At 34.1% G+C, this 24,489-nt stretch carries 22 protein-coding genes; 11 read left to right on the top strand and 11 right to left on the bottom strand.

The genetic code is table 11. The features are described 5' to 3' along the window. The 5 genes from KZH69_RS19430 to KZH69_RS19410 all read right to left on the bottom strand — a co-directional run. On the bottom strand, window positions 1-955 hold a 955-nt coding region (locus KZH69_RS19430), incomplete at its 3' end, for a hypothetical protein (protein ID WP_219319135.1). 61 nt (window positions 956-1,016) lie between these two features. Next, window positions 1,017-1,925, bottom strand: a complete 909-nt coding sequence (locus tag KZH69_RS19425) for a methionyl-tRNA formyltransferase (RefSeq protein WP_255558518.1) — start codon at window positions 1,923-1,925, stop codon at window positions 1,017-1,019. A 1-nt stretch (window position 1,926) separates the two neighbouring features. Beyond that, window positions 1,927-3,078 carry an ABC transporter substrate-binding protein gene (locus tag KZH69_RS19420; RefSeq protein ID WP_219319134.1) on the bottom strand — a complete coding sequence of 384 codons (1,152 nt, stop codon included), beginning with the start codon at window positions 3,076-3,078 and terminating at the stop codon, window positions 1,927-1,929. 63 nt (window positions 3,079-3,141) lie between these two features. Further along, on the bottom strand, window positions 3,142-3,693 hold the full coding sequence (locus tag KZH69_RS19415; RefSeq protein ID WP_219319133.1) for a phage tail protein: 552 nt from the start codon (window positions 3,691-3,693) through the stop codon (window positions 3,142-3,144). Window positions 3,694-3,735: 42 nt separating this feature from the next. Then, on the bottom strand, window positions 3,736-4,287 hold the full coding sequence (locus KZH69_RS19410; protein WP_219319132.1) for a phage tail protein: 552 nt from the start codon (window positions 4,285-4,287) through the stop codon (window positions 3,736-3,738). A gap of 921 nt (window positions 4,288-5,208) precedes the next feature. On the opposite strand from KZH69_RS19410, the gene KZH69_RS19405 reads away from it, so the two are divergent. The 3 genes from KZH69_RS19405 to KZH69_RS19395 all read left to right on the top strand — a co-directional run bounded on the left by KZH69_RS19405 (window position 5,209) and on the right by KZH69_RS19395 (window position 7,939). Next, a complete protein-coding gene (locus KZH69_RS19405) occupies window positions 5,209-5,880 on the top strand; it encodes a sensor histidine kinase (protein ID WP_219319131.1) in 672 nt (223 codons plus the stop codon). 31 nt (window positions 5,881-5,911) lie between these two features. Continuing rightward, complete coding sequence (locus tag KZH69_RS19400) at window positions 5,912-6,577, top strand: response regulator transcription factor (protein ID WP_219319130.1); 666 nt, start codon at window positions 5,912-5,914, stop codon at window positions 6,575-6,577. A 99-nt stretch (window positions 6,578-6,676) separates the two neighbouring features. Then, window positions 6,677-7,939, top strand: coding sequence for an asparagine synthetase B (locus tag KZH69_RS19395; protein WP_219319137.1), 1,263 nt, complete (start codon window positions 6,677-6,679; stop codon window positions 7,937-7,939). 79 nt (window positions 7,940-8,018) lie between these two features. Here the strand turns inward: KZH69_RS19395 and KZH69_RS19390 are convergent, their stop codons facing one another. Next, window positions 8,019-8,834 (bottom strand): endonuclease/exonuclease/phosphatase family protein, encoded by an 816-nt coding sequence (locus KZH69_RS19390; RefSeq protein ID WP_219319129.1) that lies wholly within the window; start codon window positions 8,832-8,834, stop codon window positions 8,019-8,021. Window positions 8,835-9,110: 276 nt separating this feature from the next. On the opposite strand from KZH69_RS19390, the gene KZH69_RS19385 reads away from it, so the two are divergent. The 8 genes from KZH69_RS19385 (at window position 9,111) to KZH69_RS19350 (ending at window position 20,427) form a co-directional block, all read left to right on the top strand. Then, window positions 9,111-9,881 carry a DUF2490 domain-containing protein gene (locus KZH69_RS19385; protein ID WP_219319128.1) on the top strand — a complete coding sequence of 257 codons (771 nt, stop codon included), beginning with the start codon at window positions 9,111-9,113 and terminating at the stop codon, window positions 9,879-9,881. Window positions 9,882-10,031: 150 nt separating this feature from the next. Continuing rightward, the gene (locus KZH69_RS19380) at window positions 10,032-11,648 is read left to right on the top strand and encodes an NAD-dependent malic enzyme (RefSeq protein ID WP_219319127.1); all 1,617 of its coding nucleotides are present in this window, start codon (window positions 10,032-10,034) and stop codon (window positions 11,646-11,648) included. Between the two features lie 288 nt (window positions 11,649-11,936). Beyond that, on the top strand, window positions 11,937-13,616 hold the full coding sequence (gene aspT / locus KZH69_RS19375) for an aspartate-alanine antiporter (protein WP_219319126.1): 1,680 nt from the start codon (window positions 11,937-11,939) through the stop codon (window positions 13,614-13,616). 169 nt (window positions 13,617-13,785) lie between these two features. Next, complete coding sequence (gene aspA, locus KZH69_RS19370; RefSeq protein ID WP_219319125.1) at window positions 13,786-15,195, top strand: aspartate ammonia-lyase; 1,410 nt, start codon at window positions 13,786-13,788, stop codon at window positions 15,193-15,195. A 74-nt stretch (window positions 15,196-15,269) separates the two neighbouring features. Beyond that, complete coding sequence (locus KZH69_RS19365) at window positions 15,270-16,679, top strand: aspartate ammonia-lyase (protein WP_255558519.1); 1,410 nt, start codon at window positions 15,270-15,272, stop codon at window positions 16,677-16,679. A 58-nt stretch (window positions 16,680-16,737) separates the two neighbouring features. After that, window positions 16,738-17,796, top strand: coding sequence for a type II asparaginase (locus KZH69_RS19360; RefSeq protein WP_219319123.1), 1,059 nt, complete (start codon window positions 16,738-16,740; stop codon window positions 17,794-17,796). Between the two features lie 65 nt (window positions 17,797-17,861). Then, complete coding sequence (locus KZH69_RS19355; RefSeq protein ID WP_219319122.1) at window positions 17,862-19,202, top strand: anaerobic C4-dicarboxylate transporter family protein; 1,341 nt, start codon at window positions 17,862-17,864, stop codon at window positions 19,200-19,202. Window positions 19,203-19,224: 22 nt separating this feature from the next. Then, on the top strand, window positions 19,225-20,427 hold the full coding sequence (locus KZH69_RS19350) for a porin (protein WP_219319121.1): 1,203 nt from the start codon (window positions 19,225-19,227) through the stop codon (window positions 20,425-20,427). A gap of 90 nt (window positions 20,428-20,517) precedes the next feature. Here KZH69_RS19350 and rplT read toward each other — a convergent pair whose 3' ends face one another. The 5 genes from rplT to KZH69_RS19325 form a co-directional block, all read right to left on the bottom strand. Then, window positions 20,518-20,862 carry a 50S ribosomal protein L20 gene (rplT, locus tag KZH69_RS19345; RefSeq protein ID WP_035633036.1) on the bottom strand — a complete coding sequence of 115 codons (345 nt, stop codon included), beginning with the start codon at window positions 20,860-20,862 and terminating at the stop codon, window positions 20,518-20,520. 99 nt (window positions 20,863-20,961) lie between these two features. Continuing rightward, window positions 20,962-21,159: a 50S ribosomal protein L35 gene (rpmI, locus tag KZH69_RS19340; protein WP_022827375.1), complete on the bottom strand. Its 198-nt coding sequence runs from the start codon at window positions 21,157-21,159 to the stop codon at window positions 20,962-20,964. A 117-nt stretch (window positions 21,160-21,276) separates the two neighbouring features. Then, window positions 21,277-21,834: a translation initiation factor IF-3 gene (gene infC, locus KZH69_RS19335; RefSeq protein WP_370511568.1), complete on the bottom strand. Its 558-nt coding sequence runs from the start codon at window positions 21,832-21,834 to the stop codon at window positions 21,277-21,279. 16 nt (window positions 21,835-21,850) lie between these two features. After that, a complete protein-coding gene (thrS, locus tag KZH69_RS19330) occupies window positions 21,851-23,797 on the bottom strand; it encodes a threonine--tRNA ligase (RefSeq protein WP_219319120.1) in 1,947 nt (648 codons plus the stop codon). 466 nt (window positions 23,798-24,263) lie between these two features. Continuing rightward, on the bottom strand, window positions 24,264-24,489 hold a 226-nt coding region (locus KZH69_RS19325; RefSeq protein WP_219319119.1), incomplete at its 5' end, for a hypothetical protein.

The raw sequence follows: 24,489 nt of genomic DNA, 5'->3' as shown, positions 1-24,489 counted from the left end.
AGCTACCTGCTGTTCTTGTAGCTAGTACGGTATAAGTTGCTGCAGCTGTTTGGTTGCCAAAAGAAATTGCTGTGCCTGTTCCAGACACTGGACTTCCCACATCGGTAGCTCCATTTTTTAATTGATATGTTACTCCGGTGTCAGAATTTGATAAACCCACGGCTGAGCCAGTTCCTCCTGAACAATAAGCACCTCCACCGGTAACAGTATATGCAGTGGGGGTTACACAAGCATCAGCTCCAAACAAGCGGAAATTGTCGATACCCCATTCTTCCCTGTCTCCTTCGGAATAAACGTTTATGCGCAAATTTAGAGTTGTTCCTGTTCCAGTAATATTTTTAGTAAATTCCCCAAATACATTTGTTATTGAAGTTCCATCACCACAACTATCGCCATCTGTATCTTCAGTTAACACCCTATTTCCAGCGGCTAAATTTTTAACAAAAAAACGAATTAAGTCTGTCCATACACCACCATTGATTTGGTACTGAATAATAATATAATCAGTATTGGTGGTAGTTCCGGTACTAGCACAGTTTATTTTTGTATCCCAAGGTTGATTAGTACTATTTGCAGCGAACAAACCTTTAAAATTCAATCCGGTTTTGCCCGTAATATTGATGCCAGTCCAAGTTATAGTTAATTCATCATTTATATCATCAGTACCGCCTCCAGCAGAAGGTAGTCCTGTTCCTAGGGCATTATGGTCTTCTCCAGCCCAGTAATTAGTGCCTTGTTTTCCAGTAAAAGCGACTTCCTGCGAAACGGTGGATCCGTCAGTTAGTTTAAAATAACTTGTTGCGGGTGTGCCTGTTCCACCAGTGCCTTCTGGTGTTCTGGTACCAGATGTTGGGCCAGCGTCAAAATCATCGCTCCAAAACTGTGTTTGAGCCTCCCCTTGCGTATAATAGAAGCTAAGGAGTAGAGTTAGAATTAATGTAAAGTTCTTTTTCATGATGTCGCTTTTTATTGAGTTTTATAGTTGATTAGTGTAAATGCTACTTTTGGTATTTGCTTTATATTGGTTTCAAACTGCCAAAGTGTTGTGCAGTCATAATGCCTTGGTCGGTACTAAGTATTTCAATAGCAATTTGTTGGTTATCCTCACAGGCTATATTTAACGTATCAGTCATCGATACAATTGTTCCGGGTTGGTTGTTGTGTTTGGAATGTAATAATGATGCTGAGATAATTTTGATTTGCTCTCCAAGTAATGTTGCATCGGCTCCCGTATTCCAAGGGTTACAGGCATTAATCAGTGCAATTATTTGACTTCCTGTCATTCGTTTCCAATTTATGTAAGTGTCCGCTAAGGTGGGTTTCTCATAATAATAGGAAAGCATTTCGTCTTGTGGTTGGCTTGGAATTTTGCTGGCAAACTGTATCATATTGGCAACATTTAGCGCAACTTGTGCCATGCGTTCACTTAATCTTACCGTTAGTTTTCCATAAGTGTCTCCTGGATTAATGAGAACAGTGTCATTAAATATAATTGGGCCCTCATCAAATTTTGTATTCATAAAATGAACACAAATCGCAGTTTCATTTTCTTGATTTTTTAGTACTTCAAAAATGGGCATTGCACCGCGGTATTGAGGTAATGGGGCAGGATGGAAATTAATAAATTTATCAGTTCCATATGCTAATACCGATTCTGGTATCAAAAAAGGGAAGGAGATGCAGAATATATAATCGGGTTGAATACTTTCGATCCAATTTTTCATCTCGGAAATGCTTTTTTGATTTGGAAATGATTTGAATTCAATGTTACTGTTTTCGGTTTCTCTTTCCAATGCTTCGGTAATGGTTTCGCTTCCGTTACCAATTCCAATGCCACTGATAAATTTTTCATAGGCTAGCAGTTGCAACGTTTTGAAGGCAAACTTACCGCCGCACAGCACTATTATTTTTTTTTGCTTTTCCATATTATATGCAGACATAACTGTTATACCAAGCTGATGTACTGTTGTTTAATTCTTCATCGGTAAGTTTTACATAATTTTCAAATACATCTGTTGCTTCACCTTCTAATTGAATTTCACACATTCCATCATCAGTAGGGATTATGGTTGCTTTATAAAAAGGGGAAATTGATATGTTTGTTTTGGAGTCAAAATAGATGGAGCCTCTTGGACTTTCAAATTTGAATGATTGTAAGTCTGTTGCTATTTTTGTGGCATTTTTTTTATGGGTTTCAGTAAGTTCTAATACTTTTAGAGCAATTGTGGCACTTTCCCAACTCAATAAAGAAAATAAATTTGGAATTCTTCCTGCCTCAGTAATTGTCTCGATGAAAGTTGTATTTACTTCAGTATCTATTTTTTTGGACCAAGCGGCAATTCCTTTTATATTATTGCTAGGATATACAGCCTTTGCAAGCATAGTTTCTTCAAAAGCAAATGGAGGTAAATAAATAGGAATGTTTTTATTTTCAAATAAATTTTTGATTCCTTCAAAATACCATTGTACATAGTCGCCACTAAAAAGACTTAGTAATGCACTATCCGGGTATTGCTCTAAATGGTTTATTAAGGGCTCCATTGTAAAATCGGCTGCTTTATAACCAGTTGCATGATTGAAACAAATGGTGCCGCCTGCAATTTCAAAGCTTTTGCAGATACTGTAGGTGTGCAAATAACCGCCATCATAATATCCCGTTACCATTCCGGCATTTTTATAACCATTATCTGCTGCTTCTTTTGCAATATGCCAAGCCCCTAATGCATTATGAAGGGAATGGTAGAAAATATTTGGGCAAACTGACCACTCGTGTGGTAAATTGGCGCCTGCGTCCAGAACGATTAGCATTTTGTTGGCGGCTAAAAAAAGCGGACGAAGCAATTGTGCAGTTCGGTGTCCGATGTAAGCAATTACAAGATCTACATTCTCTTCAAGCAAAAGTTTTTCTGCACTTCGATAGCATTGTTGCTTGTCGGCTCCAAATCCAATGTTTTCAGAAACTATTCTAATATCGGCTCTACCCAAATGCTTTAACCCAGATCGGAGTCCTTCATAAAGATCAAAACCAATAGTCTCATAATAAGTTGATCGGGGTAATAAAATTCCAATTGTCTGCATGTATTTTTATATATCAAAAAAGGAAATTTTTTTAGAATTTCCTTTTTTTTAAATTAAAATTAATTAGTTTCTACTAGGGAAAATTCCTTCTAGAGCAATGGAGTAATTAATTGCTAAATAAGGATTTGTAATATCTATAGGTGTGTTACTTCCGGTAATTCCCGTTTGCCCTCCAATGATTAAAGGGCCATAATTATTGCTCGTTGCTACAGAGGAATAGACATCAGAACTTCCTTTGGCTAGATAGGCTCCACTAGGGTCGGACGCATCGCCGTTGTTATTTGAGACTGGCATATTAACCGTTATTCCTTGGGCAGGATGACTATGGGCCGGCATATTGGCTATTGTTATGGTGGCTTGTGTATTGCCGCCTTTTTGGCCAATTATGTAATCAGGTAATCCCGGACCCTGTCCTTGACCGATAGGTATTCTTCCTTGCAAGTCGGGTAAACCAAAAGTTACTTGGCCATCCCCTCCATAGTTTGTTCCTATTAATGAAAATAGAGCTGTATTTTCAGCTATTGATATAAGTTGTCCTGCGCAAAGCGTATAACCTCTTGGAGGAAAATTGAAACCCAATATTTTGATTTCGCCTATAAATGGTTCTGTTGACATATTTTTTATTTTAAAGTATTAATAATTAAAAGTTGTACTATCTTAATTTCTGCTAGGGAAAATACCATAGATGGCGATAGAATAATTGATTACTAAATAAGGATTGGTAATGTCAATAGGCATATTACTTCCAGTGGCAGCAGTTTGTCCTGAAACTGTCAAAGCTCCGTAGTTATTACTGGTTGCCACTGAGGAATAGACATCAGAACTCCCTTTTGCCAAATAAGCACTGCTAGGATCACTGACATCTCCATTGTTATTGGACACCGGAGTATTAACAGTAATTCCAGTAGCTAGGTGCGTATGGGCAGGTAAATTTGAGGTTAATAAAGAAACATTTGTGGTTCCGGAAATTTCTCCAATACTGTGAGAAGGCAGTCCAGGGCCTGATCCTTGCCCAATAGCCATTCTGCCTCTTAAATCGGGTAATCCAAATGTTGTTTGGCCATTTCCTCCGTATTGTGTGCCCAACAAAGCGAAAAGTGCACTGTTTTGGGAAATAGCTAAAAGTTGACCGTTGCAGTTTGCATATGATTTCGGGGCAAAATCAAAGCCGAAAATTTTAATTTCTCCAATAAATGGTTCTGTTGACATAAGTTATTCTTTTTAAGGTTTGAAAAATAAATTAAAGCATAAAAGGTTATTTGCGTACAGGTATTTTTACCTGTTTTTTTATTTTTATTAAATTTAAGTACTTGTTATGTAAAAAGTTACAGGTTTAAATTGCATTAAAGTATGTAAAAAGTAATTTTATGGATTAACGGCACGAAAAGTCGACAAATGACTTTTTATGAAATTATTATGGTTATTATTAAATAACTACTTGAATTTAATAATGCTCTTTAATGATATAAAATAAATAAATAGTTCTTCTTTACTGTTTTTAAATGTAATCAATCGGTTATTTGATGTCATGAAGAGAAAAAATTGGTGTTATATGAGAAAGCTATTTGATCTTTTTTTTATAGCGCAAACACATTAAATATTTAATTTTTATAGTATTGATTTTCAGTATTTTATTTATTTTTTTACTTTTTATAAATTGGTTGGTTTTATGATGTTTGTAGTTATCTTTGAAAAATAAATTAATATATTTAACTTATAGATCGCAATAGAAAGATTAAATCACCTTCATTTTTTTGCGAGGTTTTTAATGTTTGGAGGGAATACTTAAATTTACAAATATTTTTTATTAGGAAAATAGCTAAATATAATTATATTTGTTCTATGTCTGGTTAAAAATGGGAAATACGTATAAAGTGAAATAAATACTAATTGATAGGTATTGTATATGTTGCTGGGATTTAAGTTGAAAATTTATAATGAAGAAAATAGTTATCTCAAAAATCTACTATTAGTATAATAGTCTTTAGGGAAAAATATTATTTAACATAAATGATTTACTTTTAGTAGTTTAATTGAAGTATTAAATATAATTTTATAATATTTAAAGCTAGTCTAGATTGATTTTTTTTGTAAAAGCGATAATTTGACATACTTTATAACTAGGTAGAAATGGAAAAGAAATTGGAATTTAATAATTTAGATGTTTTTTTTAGAAAGAATCAATTGGCAGCAGTAATTCGTACGTTAGAATTGGAAAGAAAAAGAATAGCACAAGACTTACATGATGATATAAGTTCAAAATTGAATGTGATTTCTTTGAATTGTCATCTACTAAAGATTCCTAATTTGCCCCAAAAGGATATTGAAGAGATTACCAAAAATATTATTGAATATACTTCGAAAGCTTTGGAAAGTTCCAGAAAAATGACCTATAATTTACTCCCTCCAGTATTGGATAAATTTGGGCTCCATGCAGGAATCGAAGAATTATGTGATGACTTAAATAGAAATGGGTCAATAACGATTCAATATGAAAACAAATTAAAATTTGATTTTAAAGAAAATGAGTCTCACATACATGTTTTTAGAATTTTGCAGGATTTATTAGATAATTCAATGAAACATGGTAATGCAACAACTATTTCTGTTCTTTTTGATGAAATAAAGGGAAAAAGATCTTGTCTTTATTCAGATAATGGAATTGGTTTTGATTTGAAACAAATAGAGAGCCACAAAGGGCTTGGAATGAAAAATATTATGAGTAGGGTTGCCATTTTAGGAGGTAATCTATCAGTTGAATCACAATTGAGTCTAGGAACTTCTGTGATTTTTAATTTTTAATTTACACATAACAAAATAATAATAGCTGCATATGAATGAAACTATTAAAGTAATTTTGGTTGATGATGAAGTTTTATTTAGGAAAGGGATTTCTTTTTTGTTAACAAGAGAAAAAAACATCGAAGTTATTTTTGAAGCTTCAGATGGTGTGGAATTGATTGATTTTCTTAAAGGTGATAATCCTAAACCTGATATTGTAATTATGGATTTGAAAATGCCTTTACTTAATGGTATAGAAGCTACTAAAATCATTCGCAAAGATTTTTCTGATATAAAAATCATTGCTTTAACAAGTTATGATTCTAAATCATTTATAGTTAACATGATTGATGTGGGGGCAGTTTCTTATTTAGTTAAAAACACTACACCGCAAGAGTTATTTGAGACCATTACCGAAGTAGCTGTCAAAGGATTTTATTATTCAGATTATGTTATGAGTATTATTCAAAATGATATTGTTTCAAATAAAAAATCTAAGTGTAGTTTTGATAATGGTTTTATTACTTCTCGAGAACTGGAAGTATTACAGCTCATTTGCAAACAAAAAAGTACAGTTGAGATTGGTGAAAAATTATTCATAAGTCCAAGAACAGTAGAAGGTCATCGAAACAATTTGTTACTTAAAACGGAATCCAAAAATATTGCCGGATTGGTTGTTTACGCCATTCAAAATCAAATTGTATCGCTTGATATGTAATTGTTTCCGAAAAAAAAGCTTTTTTTGGACTTAAATTATGCCGTAAAATTGATAGGCTTCAACTTCTTCCGATTATCTTTGTTGTACAATAGTTTCATGATGATACATAAAAGACTGATTTTTATATTTATTTTTTTTATTTCCATAGCTTCAAAGGCTTCTTTTATTTTGTTGCCAATGGATGAGACTACGCAGCAAAATCACCTTAAAGCTTATGGAATTACCTATTGGGTTTTAGCCAAAAACTACAAAGCAAGTTGGTTGCTTAATTACAGAGGAGGTTCTTTTTTATTGCCTGATTCCGTAGAAATTCGAAAAGAATGTCAAATACGGGGTGTAAGTTTTGAAATACTTTCAGATGCAGAAGAAACAGCGATATTAGATGAAATTTCCAGTCCGTCTCAAAACATGGAAGCTGTTGTACTAGAGAAAGCACCCAAAATTGCAGTTTACACCCCTAAAGGAAAACAGCCATGGGATGATGCGGTAACCTTAGTTTTAACGTACGCCGAAATTCCTTTTACTCCTATATATGATGAAGAAGTATTAACCGATCAATTATTGTTGTATGATTGGTTGCATTTGCATCACGAGGATTATACTGGACAATATGGAAAGTTTTATGGGGCCTATAAAAATATCCCTTGGTACATTGACCAAAAAAGAGATGCTGAGGCTTTAGCCAAAAAACTAGGTTACGAAAAAGTTTCTCAGGAAAAAGGTGCTGTTGCCAAAAAAATTCGTGATTTTGTAATAGGAGGCGGTTTTTTGTTTGCAATGTGCTCTGCGACGGATAGTTTTGATATTGCGTTGGCCGCAGACGGTGTTGATATTTGTGAATCCATGTTTGACGGAGATCCCAGTGAGGCCAATTATCAATCGAAATTGAATTTTGCTAGCACTTTCGCTTTCAAAAATTTTACCTTAGAACGCAGACCTGAACAATATGAGTTTTCGGATATTGATATGACTTTAAAAAGAAAGATTCCTATGGACAAAGACTATTTTACTTTGATGGAATTTTCAGCCAAATGGGACTTTATACCAAGTATGTTGTGTCAAAATCATACGCAGTTAATCAAAGGGTTTATGGGGCAAACTACCTCATTTGATCCAGAATTGGTAAAATCAAATGTATTGGTGATGGGAGCTTGTGAACTAAACGGTGAAGCGCGTTACATACATGGTGAAAAGGGAAAAGGTATGTTTACTTTTTATGGAGGCCATGATCCCGAGGATTATCAGCATCAAGTAGGTGATCCAGCTACTGTACTGGATTTACATCCCAATTCTCCAGGCTATCGATTAATTTTGAATAATGTCTTGTTTCCCGCTGCGAGAAAGAAAAAGCAGAAGACATAAAATGCAATAATTTTAAAAAATCCAAATTTCAATAGTTATAATTGGAATTTGGATTTTTTTTGAATTTTCTTTAGAATAATTAATTCAAAGAAAATTCAACCCAAATAGGAAGATGATCGGATATTTTTCGGGCTTCTTTTAAGGAGATAAACTTTTTATAAAACAGAACCACATCTGAGTTTATATAGTTTAGAGAATTGCTTTTATAAAACATATTGTCATATTCAGAGGCCAAGCAATTATCTCCTTTACATTTTGATTTTAAAGATGTTTTTTGATTTTCTAAAATCGAAGCGTAGCCCATTTTCTTCAGAGGTGTAAATACCGAATGGGATTGCGGACAATTAAAATCTCCGGTAAATAGTAAATTCAAAGTTGGATATTCATCTGGCAACAGCTTGAAATATTTTATCTCGGTTTCAGGTTGTTTACTTTTTGTGATTGCATGAAAAGTAGCAATGGTTATGGTTTTTCCTTTGATTTCAAATGTAGCAAAGTAAGGCTCGCGTTCTATTTCCAAATTATATTTTTGTTCTAGCCAAGGTTTGCCTTTTAGTTTTAGGTTATTTGTTTTCCAGAGAAATGCATAACGTTCTGTTTTATAAGCACTGCTTGTAGTAGGGTTACTTATTCGATAATCCCATTTTGCTCCTTTTCGATTGAGTTCATCCGCTAATCGGGCAATTGCTCGCGCACCTCCATTTCCTGCCACTACTTCTTGGATAGTCACAATATCGAAGTCTTTTAGTGTATTTGCAATAAATGCAATCTCTTGATCTGATTTGGATTTACCGAAATTCTCTAAATTCCAAGAAAGGAGTTTGGTTTGGGAAATAACCGGAAAAGTAAGGAAGAGAAATAAATAGAGAAATAAATAGAGAAATTTTGTTTTCATTTTTTAATAAACACTTTTTTGTGTGCAAATGTATTTTATTTAGGAGACATACTTCTGTTTAAATAATATGATTTTAAAACAGACAAGAATTGTCAGTTAAAACGCCTTTCGTTTATTTTTCACGAGTAAATAAAAAAAAGATTTTACTTCGTTCTAATATGATAAAAATCATGTTTATGTATTGAAATGAAAAGTATTTTTACTGTAAAAAAAATAGTAATGATATTTTAATTAATTTTATTACAAACTTATTTTCGATTTAAACTGTATACTGTTTTGAAAAATTTATCTAAAGTTTTAGTTCTATTATTTCCCTTTTTGATGTTTGGTCAAGGGGCTACCAAAAAAGAAGTTAATCAACAAGTTCAAACCTGGGTTTCCTTGAACACAGTTACAAAATTCAGTGATCACTGGGGAATAGTTGCTGATGCCCATATTCGTGAAAACGGATTTTTTGAGAGTAATAATTTTTATTTTTTAAGAGGCGGAATTTCATATATACCCAATGCATCAGTTTCCGTAACTGCTGGGTATGCCCATATGTGGCTGGCCCCAACGAAAGAAGGATGGTCAACCTACGCAGATGAAAACAGAATATACCAACAAGCACAGTTAATTACCAAAATTGGAAAAGTAAGCGTGCTTCAAAGATTGCGAAACGAGCAAAGATGGCAAGAGAAAATGGCGAATGATGAGCCAACAGGAGAACTTCGATTTACAGACAGAATACGGTATTTAGCTAGTTTTACCATTCCAATATTCAGTAATAAAAAGTTGCCCTCTTTGGTTTTATCGGATGAATTGTTAATTCATTTTGGCAAAGAAGTTGTTTATAATACATTTGATCAAAACAGATTGTTCATTGGAATCAAACAAAATATAAACCCCAAATTGAGTTATGATTTGGGTTATATGAATGTTTACCAAGAGAAATATTCAGGTTATCAATATGATATGAATCATACTATCAGGTTGTTCTTTTACCTGAACACAGGTGTAAAACATAATGTTCCTAAAGCCCCAGAGCATCATTCAGGAGACGAGTAATTTGGCTTTTAATGGAGAATATTGAATTGTTATTTTTTTGGAGGGTTCTATTTTAATATATTTTGAATTTAATAAACAATCATTTTAAAAATTGGACTAGTGGTTATTTTATAGATTTTAAAAAATTAATAATTTATAAACTGATTGAAGATGGAAGATAGTACTGGTTATTCAATATTACGTAATCCCCGATTAAACAAAGGAACTGCTTTTACTAAAGAAGAAAGGCAAAAATATGGATTACAAGGAATGTTGCCTGAAGCAATTGAAACCATAGAAACACAAATACTACGAGTTCGGGAACAATTGGAAAATTTTGAAAAACCCATAAATCAATACATTTTCCTAATGCAATTGTTAGAGAATAATGAAACTTTATTTTTTAAAACAATCAGTAGTGAACCAGCAAAATTCCTCCCTTTAGTATATACCCCGACAGTTGGAGAAGCTTGCCAGAAATTTGGACAGGTGGCTCGAAGACCAAGAGGGTTGATTATTTCAATAAATCAGAAGGATCATATTAAAGATATACTTAGAAATTGGCCTGAAAAAGATGTTCGATTCACTGTTGTTACAGATGGCGGGCGGATTTTAGGCTTGGGAGATTTGGGTATTTTTGGTTTGGGAATACCTATAGGTAAATTAGTTTTATATACCAGTTGTGGAGGTGTTCCTCCAGAATATACATTGCCAATTGTGTTGGATGTGGGGACCAATAATGTGGAATTTTTAAATGATCCATTGTATCCAGGTTTGAAATGCAAAAGAATTAGAGGCAAGGAATTTGATGATTTTGTAGCTGCTTTTGTTGAAGCCATGAATGAAGTTTTTCCTAAAATATGTATTCAGTGGGAAGACTTCCCTGGAGTAGATGCTATCCGTATTTTAAACAGCTATAAGTATAAAGTCTGTACTTTTAATGATGATATTCAAGGAACGGCAGCCATTGCCACTGCTGGATTTATTTCTATAAGTCGGTTAATGAATAAAACGTTTATAGATCAACGTTTTTTATTTTTAGGGGCGGGGGCGGCAGCATTTGGGATAGCAGATATGTTGGTTAAAAAATTCCAAAGAGATGGTTTGACCAAGGAAGAAGCTTTAAATCAAATATGGATGTTTGATATAAATGGATTATTGGTAAAAAGTCGAACGGATCTTGCCGAACATCAGTTGCAATTTTCACACGATTCAGATCCGTGTACTGATTTTGCTGAAGCAGTTCTTAAAATTAAACCAACAGCTATTGTAGGTGTAAGTACAGTTGGGGGTGCATTCAATCAGCAAGTTATAGAAAATATGAGTGCTGTAAATGAACGACCTATAATTTTTCCTTATTCAAACCCAACTTCTCATTCTGAATGTACTGCCGAAGAAGCTTATTTTTGGAGCAAAGGGAAAGCTATTTTTGCTAGTGGAAGCCCATTTGCTGCAGTAGAATATCAAGGAAAAATTTTTACTCCGGGGCAAGGAAATAATGTGTTTATTTTTCCAGCTTTGGGACTTGCTATTTTTGCTACAGAAGCCACAAGAGTTACTGACGATATATTGTTAACTGCTGCTGAAGCTGTAGCAGAACAAGTATCTTTTGCCGATTTTGAAAATGGTTTGATTTACCCCAATGTAGCAGATATTTTAAGAGTATCAGTAAATGTCGCCGTAAAAATTGCTGAAGATATTTTTAACTCTGGTTTGGCTGGTATTGAAAGGCCAGTAAATATTAGTGATTTTATCAAGAGTAAAATGTATATTCCAGAATATAAGTAGTTTAGTTAGTAGTGCGATGCCAAGTTTTTGTTAAATAGTATTTAGAGGATGATAATGCTCTTTATTTAATTTTGGAAATATGAATGAATAGTATATTTTAAGTTATCATGAATATTTTTTTATTGAATATAATTTACTGCATTAATTATATTTGGTATAAATTAGCAAAAAAAAGTATGATTTTTTTTGTTATGCTTATTTATGTATTAACTTTAGTGTTAATTTAAAAGCTTGCCCCGGTTTTTTAAATAGAGTGTATTTTGTTAATGGATTTTAAATCTGAAGTTAATGGAAAATTTTGCACATATTTTACGGGATCATCCTGAGTTAGCCGTTTTTTTAACACTATCTCTGGGTTTCGCATTGGGGCATATAAAAATTGGTACTTTCAAAATTGGGGTGGTTTTGGGAACTTTGTTTGCAGGAGTACTTATAGGACAACTAAATATTGAAGTTCCTCCAATTGTTAAAACTATTTTCTTCGATTTTTTCCTTTTTGCTACAGGTTATAAAGTAGGTCCTCAGTTTTTTCAGGGGTTAAAGAAAAATGCGTTCCCCCAATTGATGCTAACGGTTGTTATTTGTGTTAGTTGTTTATTAATTGCTTTCGGAATGTCTATAATTTTAGGCTACGATACCGGCACTGCTGCGGGACTTTTAGCAGGCGCATTTTCAGAATCTACACTTATTGGTACAGCCTCAGAAGCCATTCATCAATTACCTATTTCAGAAATAGAAAAAACACAATTGGTTAATCATATACCAGTTGCTTATTCCCTTACCTATCTTATTGGTGCTATTTCTTTTGTATTTTTTTTAACTACGATTGCTCCAAAATTATTAAGGATCAATTTAGTAGAAGAAAGCGAAAAACTCAGTCAAACGTTAACTGGAGAGACAGAACATGAACCGGGGATACAATCTGCTTATCAACGATGGATTATAAGAGCTTACCAAATAACAAATGAGAAATGGATTGGTCTTACCATTTCCGAATTTGAAAAAAAGAATAAAGATTTAAGATTGGTCATTCAACGAATGCGACATAATGAAGAGCTGATAGAACCATCCCCAAAAACAATTATTCAAAAAGGAGATGTCCTGGTGATAATGGCGCAACATGGTATCATCTTAAACAGCCTTTCCAATATAGGTCCTGAAGTTTTAGACGAAGAATTACTGAAATTTCCATTAGCACATATGGATGTAACAATTACAAACAAAGAAATTTCAGGGAAAACAATTAGGAGTTTACGCAATCGTTTTGGTAATGGGTTAATGTTAGATAAGATTACTAGAGAGTATCAGGATATACCTTTTAACTTAAATACTGTTTTGCAAAGAGGAGATGTTTTGAAAGTTACTGGAAAAATGGTTCTGATAGAAAAGGCTGCCAAAGAAATTGGGTATTTGGATCGATTAAGTTCAGCAACCGATATTGTTTTTTTGGGGCTTGGAATTGTTTTGGGAGGACTTTTTGGGTTGCTTTCAATAAACGTTTTTGGAATCTCAGTTACGTTAACAACTAGTGGAGGAGCATTGGTGATGGGATTGGTCTTTGGGTGGTTGCATTCAAGAACTCCAATATTTGGGAGTATTCCAGAACCAGCGCTATGGATTTTTGATAATGTGGGATTGGCGACATTTATTGGTTTAGTAGGTATGGCTGCTGGTCCTAGTTTTGTTTCTGGAATTCAAGAAATGGGTTTTAGTATTATTTTGGCAGGTTTTTTGGTTTCTATAGTGCCACATATTATAGGACTTTATTTTGGAAAATATGTTCTCAAAATGAATCCGATCATTTTGTTGGGAGCTCAAACGGGTGCCGGAACTTCGACTATTGGGCTCAAAGCTATTCAGGACGCTTCGGCTAGTAAATTTCCTGTTTTGGGGTATACAATTCCATATGCATTAGGGAATATACTTTTGACTGCTTGGGGACCAATTTTGGTTTCTATGATGAATTGAATCTGTTTTTATATTTAATTAATTTCATTATCTGGATTTAGATTTTTGAAATAATTTATTTTCTTTATTTCTAAAAATTAAATAAAAATAACTTTTAAAATAATCGTTTTAAAGTATATTTAATTATTTTTATACCACAAATAAGTCAAAAACAATAATTAAGATTATTATGAAAACAACAAGAAAAGAGCACGATTTTTTAGGGGAATTGGAAATTCCGAATCATTTGTATTATGGAATACAAACTTTTAGAGCGGTAGAAAATTTTAATATCACTGGAATTCCGATTTCAAAAGAGCCATTATTCATAAAGGCATTGGGTTATGTAAAAAAAGCGGCAGCAATGGCCAATAGAGATTGTGGTGCTCTTGATGCTAAAATCGTTGAAGCCATTTGTTATGGTAGTGATCAGATAATAGCCGGAAAATTTGACAATGAATTTGTAAGCGATTTGATTCAAGGAGGCGCAGGAACATCCGTAAATATGAATGCCAATGAAGTGATAGCTAATATTGGCTTGGAATATTTAGGACATAAAAAAGGAGAGTATAAATTTCTTCACCCAAACAATCACGTGAATTGTTCTCAATCCACTAATGATGCTTATCCATCGGCTTTTAGAATTGCTGTTTATTTAAAGATGGATGTTTTTATTAAAGCTTTAGAGAATCTAGAAACTGCTTTTAGAGCTAAAGGCGATGAATTTAGCAGAGTTTTAAAAATGGGACGTACTCAATTGCAGGATGCTGTACCGATGACTTTGGGACAGGAATTCCATTCTTATGCCACAACTATTGGGGAAGATATCAAACGATTGCGTGATGCCCAAAGTTTGGTTTTAGAAATAAATATGGGTGCGACTGCCATTGGTACCAAAGTAAATGCACCAGAGGGATATCCGGAAATTTGTGTCAATTATTTGGCCAAAGAAATCGGAATTCCATTAACATTATCACCCGATTTGATTGAGGCTACAGTGGATACAGGAGCCTATGTGCAAATTATGGGTACCATGAAAAGAACGGCTGTTAAAATTTCAAAAATATGCAATGATTTGAGATTGTTAAGTTCTGGCCCTCGGACAGGGTTTAACGAAATTAATTTGCCACCCCGCCAACCCGGTTCATCTATTATGCCAGGAAAAGTAAACCCCGTAATTCCAGAAGTAGTCAATCAAACTTGTTTTTATGTAATTGGTCAAGATTTAACGGTAACTATGGCAGCTGAGGCAGGACAATTGCAATTAAATGTTATGGAGCCAGTAATAGCTTTTGCGATGTTTACTTCGTTAGATTATTTGACAAATGCCATTCATACATTAATTGACAAATGTATTATTGGTATTACGGCAAATGAAAAGCATTGTTATAATATGGTAATGAATAGTATCGGAATTGTAACTCAGCTGAATCCAATTTTAGGATATGAAGAAAGTGCCAGTATTGCTGGAGAAGCTTTGAAAACAGGAAAAAGTGTCCATCAAATTGCAGTTATGGAACGCAAATTAATTACTCAAGATAAATGGGATGAAATTTATTCAATCGAAAATTTAATCCATCCTAAGTTTATTACCTCATAATTTAAATTTTAACTATTAATGTTTTACCAATGAAAAAAGAATTAGAAATTTTGATGATAGTATCTTTAACTCTGATGGGCTTTTCAACGTTTGCCCAGTTTAGAACAGAAAAAGATTTATTAGGTGAAAAGCAAATTCCTACTGATGCTTATTATGGTGTGCAAACGGCTAGAGCATTGGAGAATTTTCAGGTAAGTGGAGTGAAAACTAACTTCTATCCAGATTATGTAAGAGCGTATGCAATGGTGAAATTAGCGGCGGCGCGAGCCAATGCAGATGTTGGTCGTATGAAAAAAGACAGACTTGAAGCTATTGAAAAAGCATGTCAAGCAGTTATTGATGGAAAATATCACGATCAGTTTTTAGTAGATCTTTATCAAGGTGGAGCTGGAACATCGGCTAATATGAATGCCAATGAAGTGCTTGCAAATATTGCTCTTGAATTGAGCGGTCATAAAAAAGGGGAGTATAAATTTATAGAACCTCATGATGATTTGAATATGGGACAATCTACAAATGATGTATATCCAACAGCCATTCATGTTGCATTATTATTACACAATGATAAATTGATGAAAGAAGCAAAATTACTCTCTGATGCTTTTCATAAAAAAGGAGATGAGTTTAATACAATTTTAAAAATGGGACGTACTGAGGGTCAGGATGCTGTGCCAATGACGTTGGGTCAAGAGTTCCATGCTTTTGGATACCAATTGGATGCTGAAATCGAAGGTCTTCGCAAAAGTGAAGCCTATTTGTATGAAGAAAATATGGGAGCGACGGCTATTGGTACCGGAATCACAGCGGCTCCAGGTTATGCTGAAAAATGTGCAGCACATTTGGCCAAAATTACGGGAAAACCCATGAAATTAAGTTCTGATTTAATTGCTGCCACTTCTAGTATGCAAGGGTTTGTAATGTATTCTTCGGCTCTCAAAAGCTTATCAGTAGCGATTTCAAAAATAAGCAGTGATTTAATTATTTTGGCAATGGGACCTAGAACGGGAATATTCGAAATAAACTTACCAGCTCTTCAGCCGGGATCCTCAATTATGCCTGGAAAAGTAAATCCTGTAATGCCGGAACTTATGAATCAGGTTTGCTACAAAGTTATCGGTAACGATGTTACTGTAACATTAGCTTCTTCAAATGGCCTCTTACAACTCAATGCATACGAACCTGTGGTTGCGATTTCAATTATGGAATCTCAAGCTCTTTTTTATAAAACAATGCCTTTGTTTAGAAAAAATTGTATTGATGGAATTACGGTGAATGAGGAAGTGTTGAAGCATTATATTGATCGTAGTGTAGGTATCGTTACAGCACTAAATCCTGTTTTGGGTTATGAAAAAACCACAGAATTAGCCACAGAAGCACTTTCTACCAATAAAGGAATACTAGAACTCATCCGTGAAAAAAAATTACTGACTGAAGATCAGATCAAAAAAATGTTAGATCCAGCAACTATGACGGGTCAAAAATAAAGAATTAGCTTTTTAAATATTTTCGATTAGCAATAAATTAACTCTAACTAAAAAAATTATGAAAAAAATTATTTTATTTGTTATGATATCTGTTTTTGTTTTGCCTTTGCAAGCACAAAGTAAAGCAACAAATACTTCGCCAAGAATCATTATTTTAGCGACAGGAGGGACTATAGCGGGTTCAGGAGAATCAGCGACAAAAGCGGCTTATACAGCTGGGAAAGTGCCTATTGACGATTTGCTAAATGCAGTACCTCAAATTCATGCATACGGGAAAATATCTGGTGAGCAAATAGCTCAAATAGGCAGTCAGGACATGAATATTGTGACTTGGTTAAAACTATCTAAAAGGATTAATGAGATTTTTAAAAATAATGAAGCCGATGCGATAGTCGTCACTCATGGTACTGATACTCAAGAAGAGACTGCTTATTTCTTGGATTTAACGGTAGTGTCTGATAAACCAGTGGTTCTGGTTGGAGCCATGCGACCATCAACTGCAATGAGCCAAGATGGAAATAGAAACTTATTGGATGCTGTCATGGTAGCTGCTAGCCCAAAAAGTCAAGGAAAAGGAGTAATCGTAGCTATGGATGAAAAGATTTATGATGCCAGAGATGTGACTAAAACAAGTACAACCAATTTAGAAACTTTTCAATCTCGTAATTTCGGTCCTATTGGATTAATTTATGACGGAAAAGTAAATTATTATTACCAGTCAGTAAGAAACCCCTCTAAAAAGTTTGATATTACTAAATTGAGTTCTTTACCTCAAGTTGAAATTGTTTATGGATATGCTGATGCAAGCCCTAACCCAGTTTACTGTATGATTAATTCTGGGCCAAAAGGAATTGTTTATGCTGGAATGGGAAATGGAAATTTCGGGGAGCCTGTAGGGAAAGCATTAGCGGAAGCTGCTAAAAAAGGAATTTTGGTTTGCCGATCTGGTAGAGCTGGTTCAGGTAGAATTACTCTAGAAAATGAAGTTAAAGATGCTGAATTGGGTTTTGTTGTGGCAGATGATTTAAATCCACAAAAAGCAAGAGTGCTATTAATGTTATCTCTAACTGAAACTTCGGATAGAACAAAGATTCAAGAGAATTTCTTTGAATATTAATGAGTTAAAAAGTTAATCTTTTTAACTTAAAATAGAGTAGTAGTAGTAACCTTAAATATAGCTATATGATTTGGATTGAATTTGCTGTTCTTGTCGGAATGATTCTTGTAGGATCACAAATGAAAGGTATTGGATTAGGTGTAATGGGGATGGTAGGGTTGTTTATTTTTCTTTTTTTATTCAAAATGAAACCTACAGATCCACCTCTTGATGTAATGTTGATCATTATGGCTATTGTAACAACGGCAGCCACTTTGCAGGCATCTGGAGGACTTGATTATCTGGTGAGTTTGGCCGAAAGAATTATTCGAAGCAACCCATCAAATATTACATTTATAGCACCTTTCACAGTATATTTTTTATGTTTATTTGCCGGAACGGCTCATATAGTTTATTCTTTGTTACCGATTATTTCGGAGGTATCTGCTAAGAAAAGAATTCGTCCGGAACGCCCCTTAAGTATTTCCGTTATAGCTTCTCATTTGGCTTTGACAGGTAGTCCTATGAGTGCTGCTACAGCTGCAATAGTGGTAATATTGGGGTATCCTGGTGCACTTTTAGACATAATGAAAATCTGTATTCCTGCTTGCATTATTGGTATATTAATTGGTTGTTTTTCTGTTTTTAAAAAGGGAGCAGAATTAAATGATGACCTTATTTTTATTGAAAAAATGAAAGATACTGAATTCGCAAAAAGTATGGAAGCAGAAGTTGAAGGAGAAGTAAAGCCTTTGAAACCCGGTGCTAAAATTTCAGTTTTAATATTTACGTTTGCGATTGTATTAATTGTGATTGCTGGAGCTTTTCCAAAATTAGTACCTAGTTTTGAGCCAGGAGTAAAGACACTTGCCGTTGCGGCCAATGGTTCTTTGTCTATGGTTACTATAATCAGTGTAATAACGCTTACTGCATCTGCGGCTATGATGTTAATTACTAAAACAAGTACTGCAGATGTTACTAAAGCTAGTTTGTTCACATCTATGGCTTCAGCAGTTGTGTCTGTATTTGGGGTTGTTTGGATGAGTTCTACTTTTATGAATTCGAATGAGGTTTTAATTCAAAAAGGATTAGGAGGTATAGTTGCTGATTATCCTTGGACTTTTGCAATAGCCGTTTTTATTATGGGGGTTTTGATGTTTAGTCAAGCAGCTACAACCAAAACTATGATGCCTTTAGGGATAGTGCTAGGACTTCCCCCATCAGCATTAATTGCGATTTTCCCTGCTGTAAACAGCGACTTTGTTTTGCCAGGATATCCAACATTATTAGCAGCTATAAATTTCGATAGAACGGGAAGTACCAGAATAGGGAAGTACGTTATTAATCATAGTTTTAATGTGCCTGGTGTGGTTGCTATAGTAGTGACAATTGCAACAGGATTCTTATTAGGATCATTTTTATTGTAAAATTTATAAAAACTTAATGATTATGAAAAAATATTTTATTTGTTTAATGCTAGGGTTCTTGCCAATTATAACATTTGGTCAAGTAGATCAAATGGAAAAGCAAACCAATGAAGGAGGTTTTTTTATACCGGATTCCTTGAAATCTTTGATACCTGTTTCCAAGCAATCTTTATTAAGAGATGTGGATGTGATTTTTAATTCGCGTATGGCTTATAATAGTAATTTTATGGATGGAAATCATACACTTTCTGAATTTAATGTAAATCAGCTCCGATTCGAATTAAAAGGAAAAATTCATGACAAAGTTTATTTTAGATTTCGTAATAGATATACTAGAGAACCTGTACCAGGAAATTTGGATAATATTAGTAGATCAGTAGATCTCGCTTTTTTAAGAATCGATTTGTCTCCAAAAACCAAATTTTCTTTTGGTAAACTATGTGCTGATTGGGGAGGGTATGAGTTTGATTTTAATCCAATTGATATCTTAACTTATAATGATTTAATAGAAAATGCTGATAACTTTTTGGTAGGTGCTGGAATATCTCATGATATAGGTGATGGTAGAAATTCGATATCTTTCCAAGTGTTAAATTCCAGAACAAAAACGTTTGATGAGCAATATGGAAGCTCTGCACCACCAAGCATTAACCCTTCCGAATATCCCCTGGCTTTAGTTGCTAACTGGAGAGGAAGCTTTTTTGATGGTAAATTTGAAACTACCTATAGCTATAGTTATTTTAACGAAGCAAAAGGTTCTCATATGAATTATTTTGCATTGGGAAATAAATTTAAAGCAAAAAATTTTGTATTGTATTATGATTTTCAATATGATGACGAAGGTTTAGATCGTTTAGGAATTGTATCAAGTATAATTAGTAGTCAGTATCAATATGCCGCACAAAGCGCTCTTTATGTAGAAAATTGGGTGAGAGCGGAGTATTTAGTGTCTCCTAAAGTTAATTTGCTTTTAACCGTAATGAATAGTAATCATTCATGGAAAGACAATCCAGATCCAAATGGCAGCTCAAAATTGTCGACCAGTTATGGGCTTATTCCAACGGTTCAATACATGCCTTTCAAAGATATGAATATAAAGTTTTATGTAGCTTATACAGCTAGAAAATACAATTACACTAGTTATACTGAAAATGTATTTGGTGTCAAAGATTACACAACAGGTCTTTTAGGTTTTGGATTTATAGCTCCATTACTCGTTTTGTAATTAGTTATTTTAATCAAACAAAAAACCCATTCGCCGAGACGAATGGGTTTTTTTATAAGTAAGTAATTGTAAATTGAGTTTATATAACGTTTATTTTACTTTATTAAGTACTGCTTTGAAAGCTTCTGGGTGATTCATCGCTAAATCAGCAAGAACTTTACGGTTCAATTCGATTCCGTTAGCTTTTACTTTACCCATGAATTGAGAATATGACATTCCTTCCAATCTAGCTCCAGCGTTGATACGTTGAATCCATAATGCACGGAAATTTCTTTTATTCACTTTTCTGTCTCGGTAAGCGTAGCACATTGCTTTCTCTACCGCATTCTTCGCAACTGTCCAAACGTTTTTACGTCTACCAAAGAAACCTTTGGCTTGCTTCATTATTTTTTTTCTTCTTGCTCTTTTTGCAACTGAATTTACCGATCTTGGCATAATTTTATTGTTTTTTTGTAGCAGGCGTCCCGAATTTAATCAAGAGAACTTAAGGCCATACTCCAAGGTTATTGAAATTGTTTTTAACCTAAAGAATTATTAGATAATTCTTAATTGTTGTTTGATGCTTTTCATATCTGTTTTGTGAACTAGCGCTGAGTGAGTCAAAGCTAATTTACGTTTTTTAGATTTTTTAGTCAAGATGTGACTTTTAAAAGCATGCTTTCTTTTAATCTTTCCAGAACCAGTAACTTTGAAACGTTTCTTGGCGCTAGATTTGGTTTTCATTTTAGGCATTTTTTCCTAGTGTTTTAATTTATTATTACTTACTTATATCTTGGTCAGAAAGTTTAATTGCTTAATGGTTAAAAGTTAACTTGTAATTTTCAACTTTAAGACTTTCAACTTTAAGACTTATTTCTTTTTCTTAGGAGCAATAAACATAATCATTCTCTTCCCTTCAAGAACAGGCATTGCTTCTACTTTTCCGTATTCTTCTAAGTCAGTCGCTAATCTTAATAATAAGATTTGCCCTTGATCTTTGTAGATAATGGAACGCCCTTTAAAGAATACAAAAGCTTTTAATTTAGCTCCTTCTTTCAAGAATTTTTCAGCATTCTTTCTCTTGAATTCGTAATCATGCTCATCAGTTTGAGGACCAAATCGTATTTCTTTTACTACCACTTGAGTAGATTTGGCTTTCAGTACCTTATCACGTTTCTTTTGTTCGTAAACAAATTTCTTGTAATCCATGATTTTACAAACTGGCGGCTCTGCGTTTGGTGAAATCTCAACTAAATCCAATTCAAATTGGTCAGCTAATCTTAAAGCTTCTGCAAGTTTAAAAACTCCAGGCTCTATGTTTTCACCCACAAGTCTTACTTCTTGTACACCGCGAATAAAATTATTTATTCTGTGTGCATCCTTTTTTTCTACGCGAGGTTGGTAACCTCTGTTGCTTCTTATTGCTATGACTTTATAATTTAAGTTAAACTGTAAATACTTTTAATGTTTTTTTGATTTCCTCGTCAACAATCGAAGCAAATTCTTCTATTGTAACGCTGATATTGCCTTTTCCTTCTTGACCATGACGACGAATAGAAATGGTTCCGTTTTTCTCTTCCTCCTCACCTACAATCAGCATAAACGGGATCTTCTGCATCTCTGCATCTCTGATTTTCTTCCCTATCGTCTCACTTCTGTTGTCAATTAGGGCGCGAATTTCGTGATTTTCTAGCAGATTTAAAACTTTTTTAGCATAATTTTCATATTTCTCGCTCAAAGACAGTATAATTGCCTGTTCAGGCATTAACCAAAGCGGGAAATTTCCTGCTGTGTGTTCTAATAAAATAGCAATAAATCGTTCCATTGATCCAAATGGCGCTCTGTGAATCATTACAGGCCTATGTAATTCATTGTCAGATCCTTTATAAGTCAATTCAAAACGTTCTGGTAAATTGTAATCTACCTGAATTGTTCCTAATTGCCATTGTCTACCTAAAGCATCCTTTACCATGAAATCCAGTTTTGGACCATAGAAAGCAGCCTCTCCGTATTCTACAACAGTATTTAATCCTTTGTCTGCTGCAGCATTAATGATTGCGTTTTCTGCTTTTTCCCAATTCTCATCAGAACCAATATATTTATCTCTGTTCTCTTTGTCTCTTAATGAAATCTGAGCTGTAAAGTTTTCGAATCCTAATGAACCAAATACATAAAGCACCAAGTCGATTACTTTTTTAAATTCTTCATCCAATTGCTCTGGAGTACAAAATATATGAGCATCATCTTGAGTAAACCCGCGTACACGAGTTAGTCCATGTAATTCACCACTTTGCTCATATCTGTAAACTGTTCCAAATTCAGCGTAACGCTTTGGTAAATCTTTGTACGACCAAGGTCTTACATTGTAGATTTCACAGTGATGAGGGCAGTTCATAGGTTTCAATAGAAATTCCTCTCCTTCTGCAGGAGTGCTTATCGGTTGAAAACTATCTGCTCCGTATTTGGCATAATGTCCAGAAGTTACATATAATTCTTTCTGACCAATATGAGGGGTAACAACTTGCTCATACCCACCTTTTTTCTGTGCTTTTTTCAAAAATTGCTCTAATCGATCTCTCAAAGCGGCTCCTTTCGGTAACCATAATGGTAAACCTGCACCTACTTTTTGAGAAAAAGCAAATAATTCCAACTCTTTCCCTAGTTTTCTGTGATCACGACGTTTCGCTTCTTCCAGTAATTCCAAGTATTCAGTTAGATCTTTTTGTTTAGGGAATGAGGTTCCGTAAACGCGAGTCAATTGCTTGTTTTTCTCGTCACCTCTCCAATAAGCACCGGCAACACTCATTACTTTCATCGCTTTGATAATTCCTGTATTAGGAATATGTCCACCACGACATAAGTCAGTAAAAGTAGAGTGATCACAAAAAGTGATAGTTCCGTCTTCAAGATTAGAAATAAGTTCTGTTTTGTAAACATTGTCTTTGTACATTTCCAAAGCTTCTGCTTTAGTAACAGGTCGCATTTTAAATTCATGTTTTTCTCTTGAAATCTCAAGAACACGGTCTTCGATTTTTTTAAAGTCGGCTTCAGTGATCTTTTGATCTTCAAAGTCAACGTCATAGTAAAAACCATTAGAAATAGCAGGCCCGAGAGTTAGTTTAATTCCAGGATACATTTCTTCAAGAACTTGAGCCATAACGTGTGAAGTCGAATGCCAAAAAGCTTTCTTGCCATCAGCATCATTCCAAGTGTATAATGTAAGACTGCCGTCGGTCGTCAGTGGGGTTGATGTCTCAATAGTTGTACCATTAAAAGAAGCTGAAATCACATTTCTGGCAAATCCTTCACTGATGCTTTTTGCAACATCCATCGGAGTTACTCCGGGAGCAAACTCTCTAACTGACCCGTCGGGCAAAGTAATCTTAATCATTGTTTTTTATATTTTAAGATTGCAAATATAAAGTATTAGCAAAACACATACAATAGATATATAAGGTTTGTTCTATATATAAGTATAAAATCCAAATAGTAGTTGTAAAAGAAGGATTCTAATAATAAGGAGCTATTTCCCGCTATCCGCTGCAATCTTGTGGTCCGAACCCCGGACCACAAGTATTTTTGCTACTATCGGGGCTAGGGCATGGGGCTTTTATAAGAACAAAATGAAAAATCGGTATCTTTATATATAGGAGGAAAGATTCAGAAGGAAATTCATCCCATCCTTATCCTGTTCAACGGTTAATATCTCTAAATAAAGCACTAAAACTTTGAAGAACCTGAGGGGACAGTGTGATTCATATGTTGAAACCACTTCAATCAAGAAAACCTCGCCTCGTAAATGCCAACATACCAGAGGATTAAAAAATACTTTGAAAAAAGGTTAAAAAAGTCATTGTTTACACGAATAAAGGCGCTACTTTTGCACCCGCAACAGCGACTAAGTTCTTTATTATACTGACAAGCAGGGATGAAAAAAAAAGAAGATTTATTTTCAAAAAAAAGATTTCAAAAAGCTTGTGAGATTTAAAGAAGTAGTTTACTTTTGCACCCCGCAAAATGCGTAACGTTCCTTGAAATACTGCTAAGAAAACGAGAAGAAAACGAAAAATAAAATTTTCAAAA

Source organism: Flavobacterium taihuense, assembly GCF_019351435.1.
Lineage (GTDB): Bacteria > Bacteroidota > Bacteroidia > Flavobacteriales > Flavobacteriaceae > Flavobacterium > Flavobacterium taihuense.
This window is presented reverse-complemented; position numbering and strand designations above follow the sequence as displayed.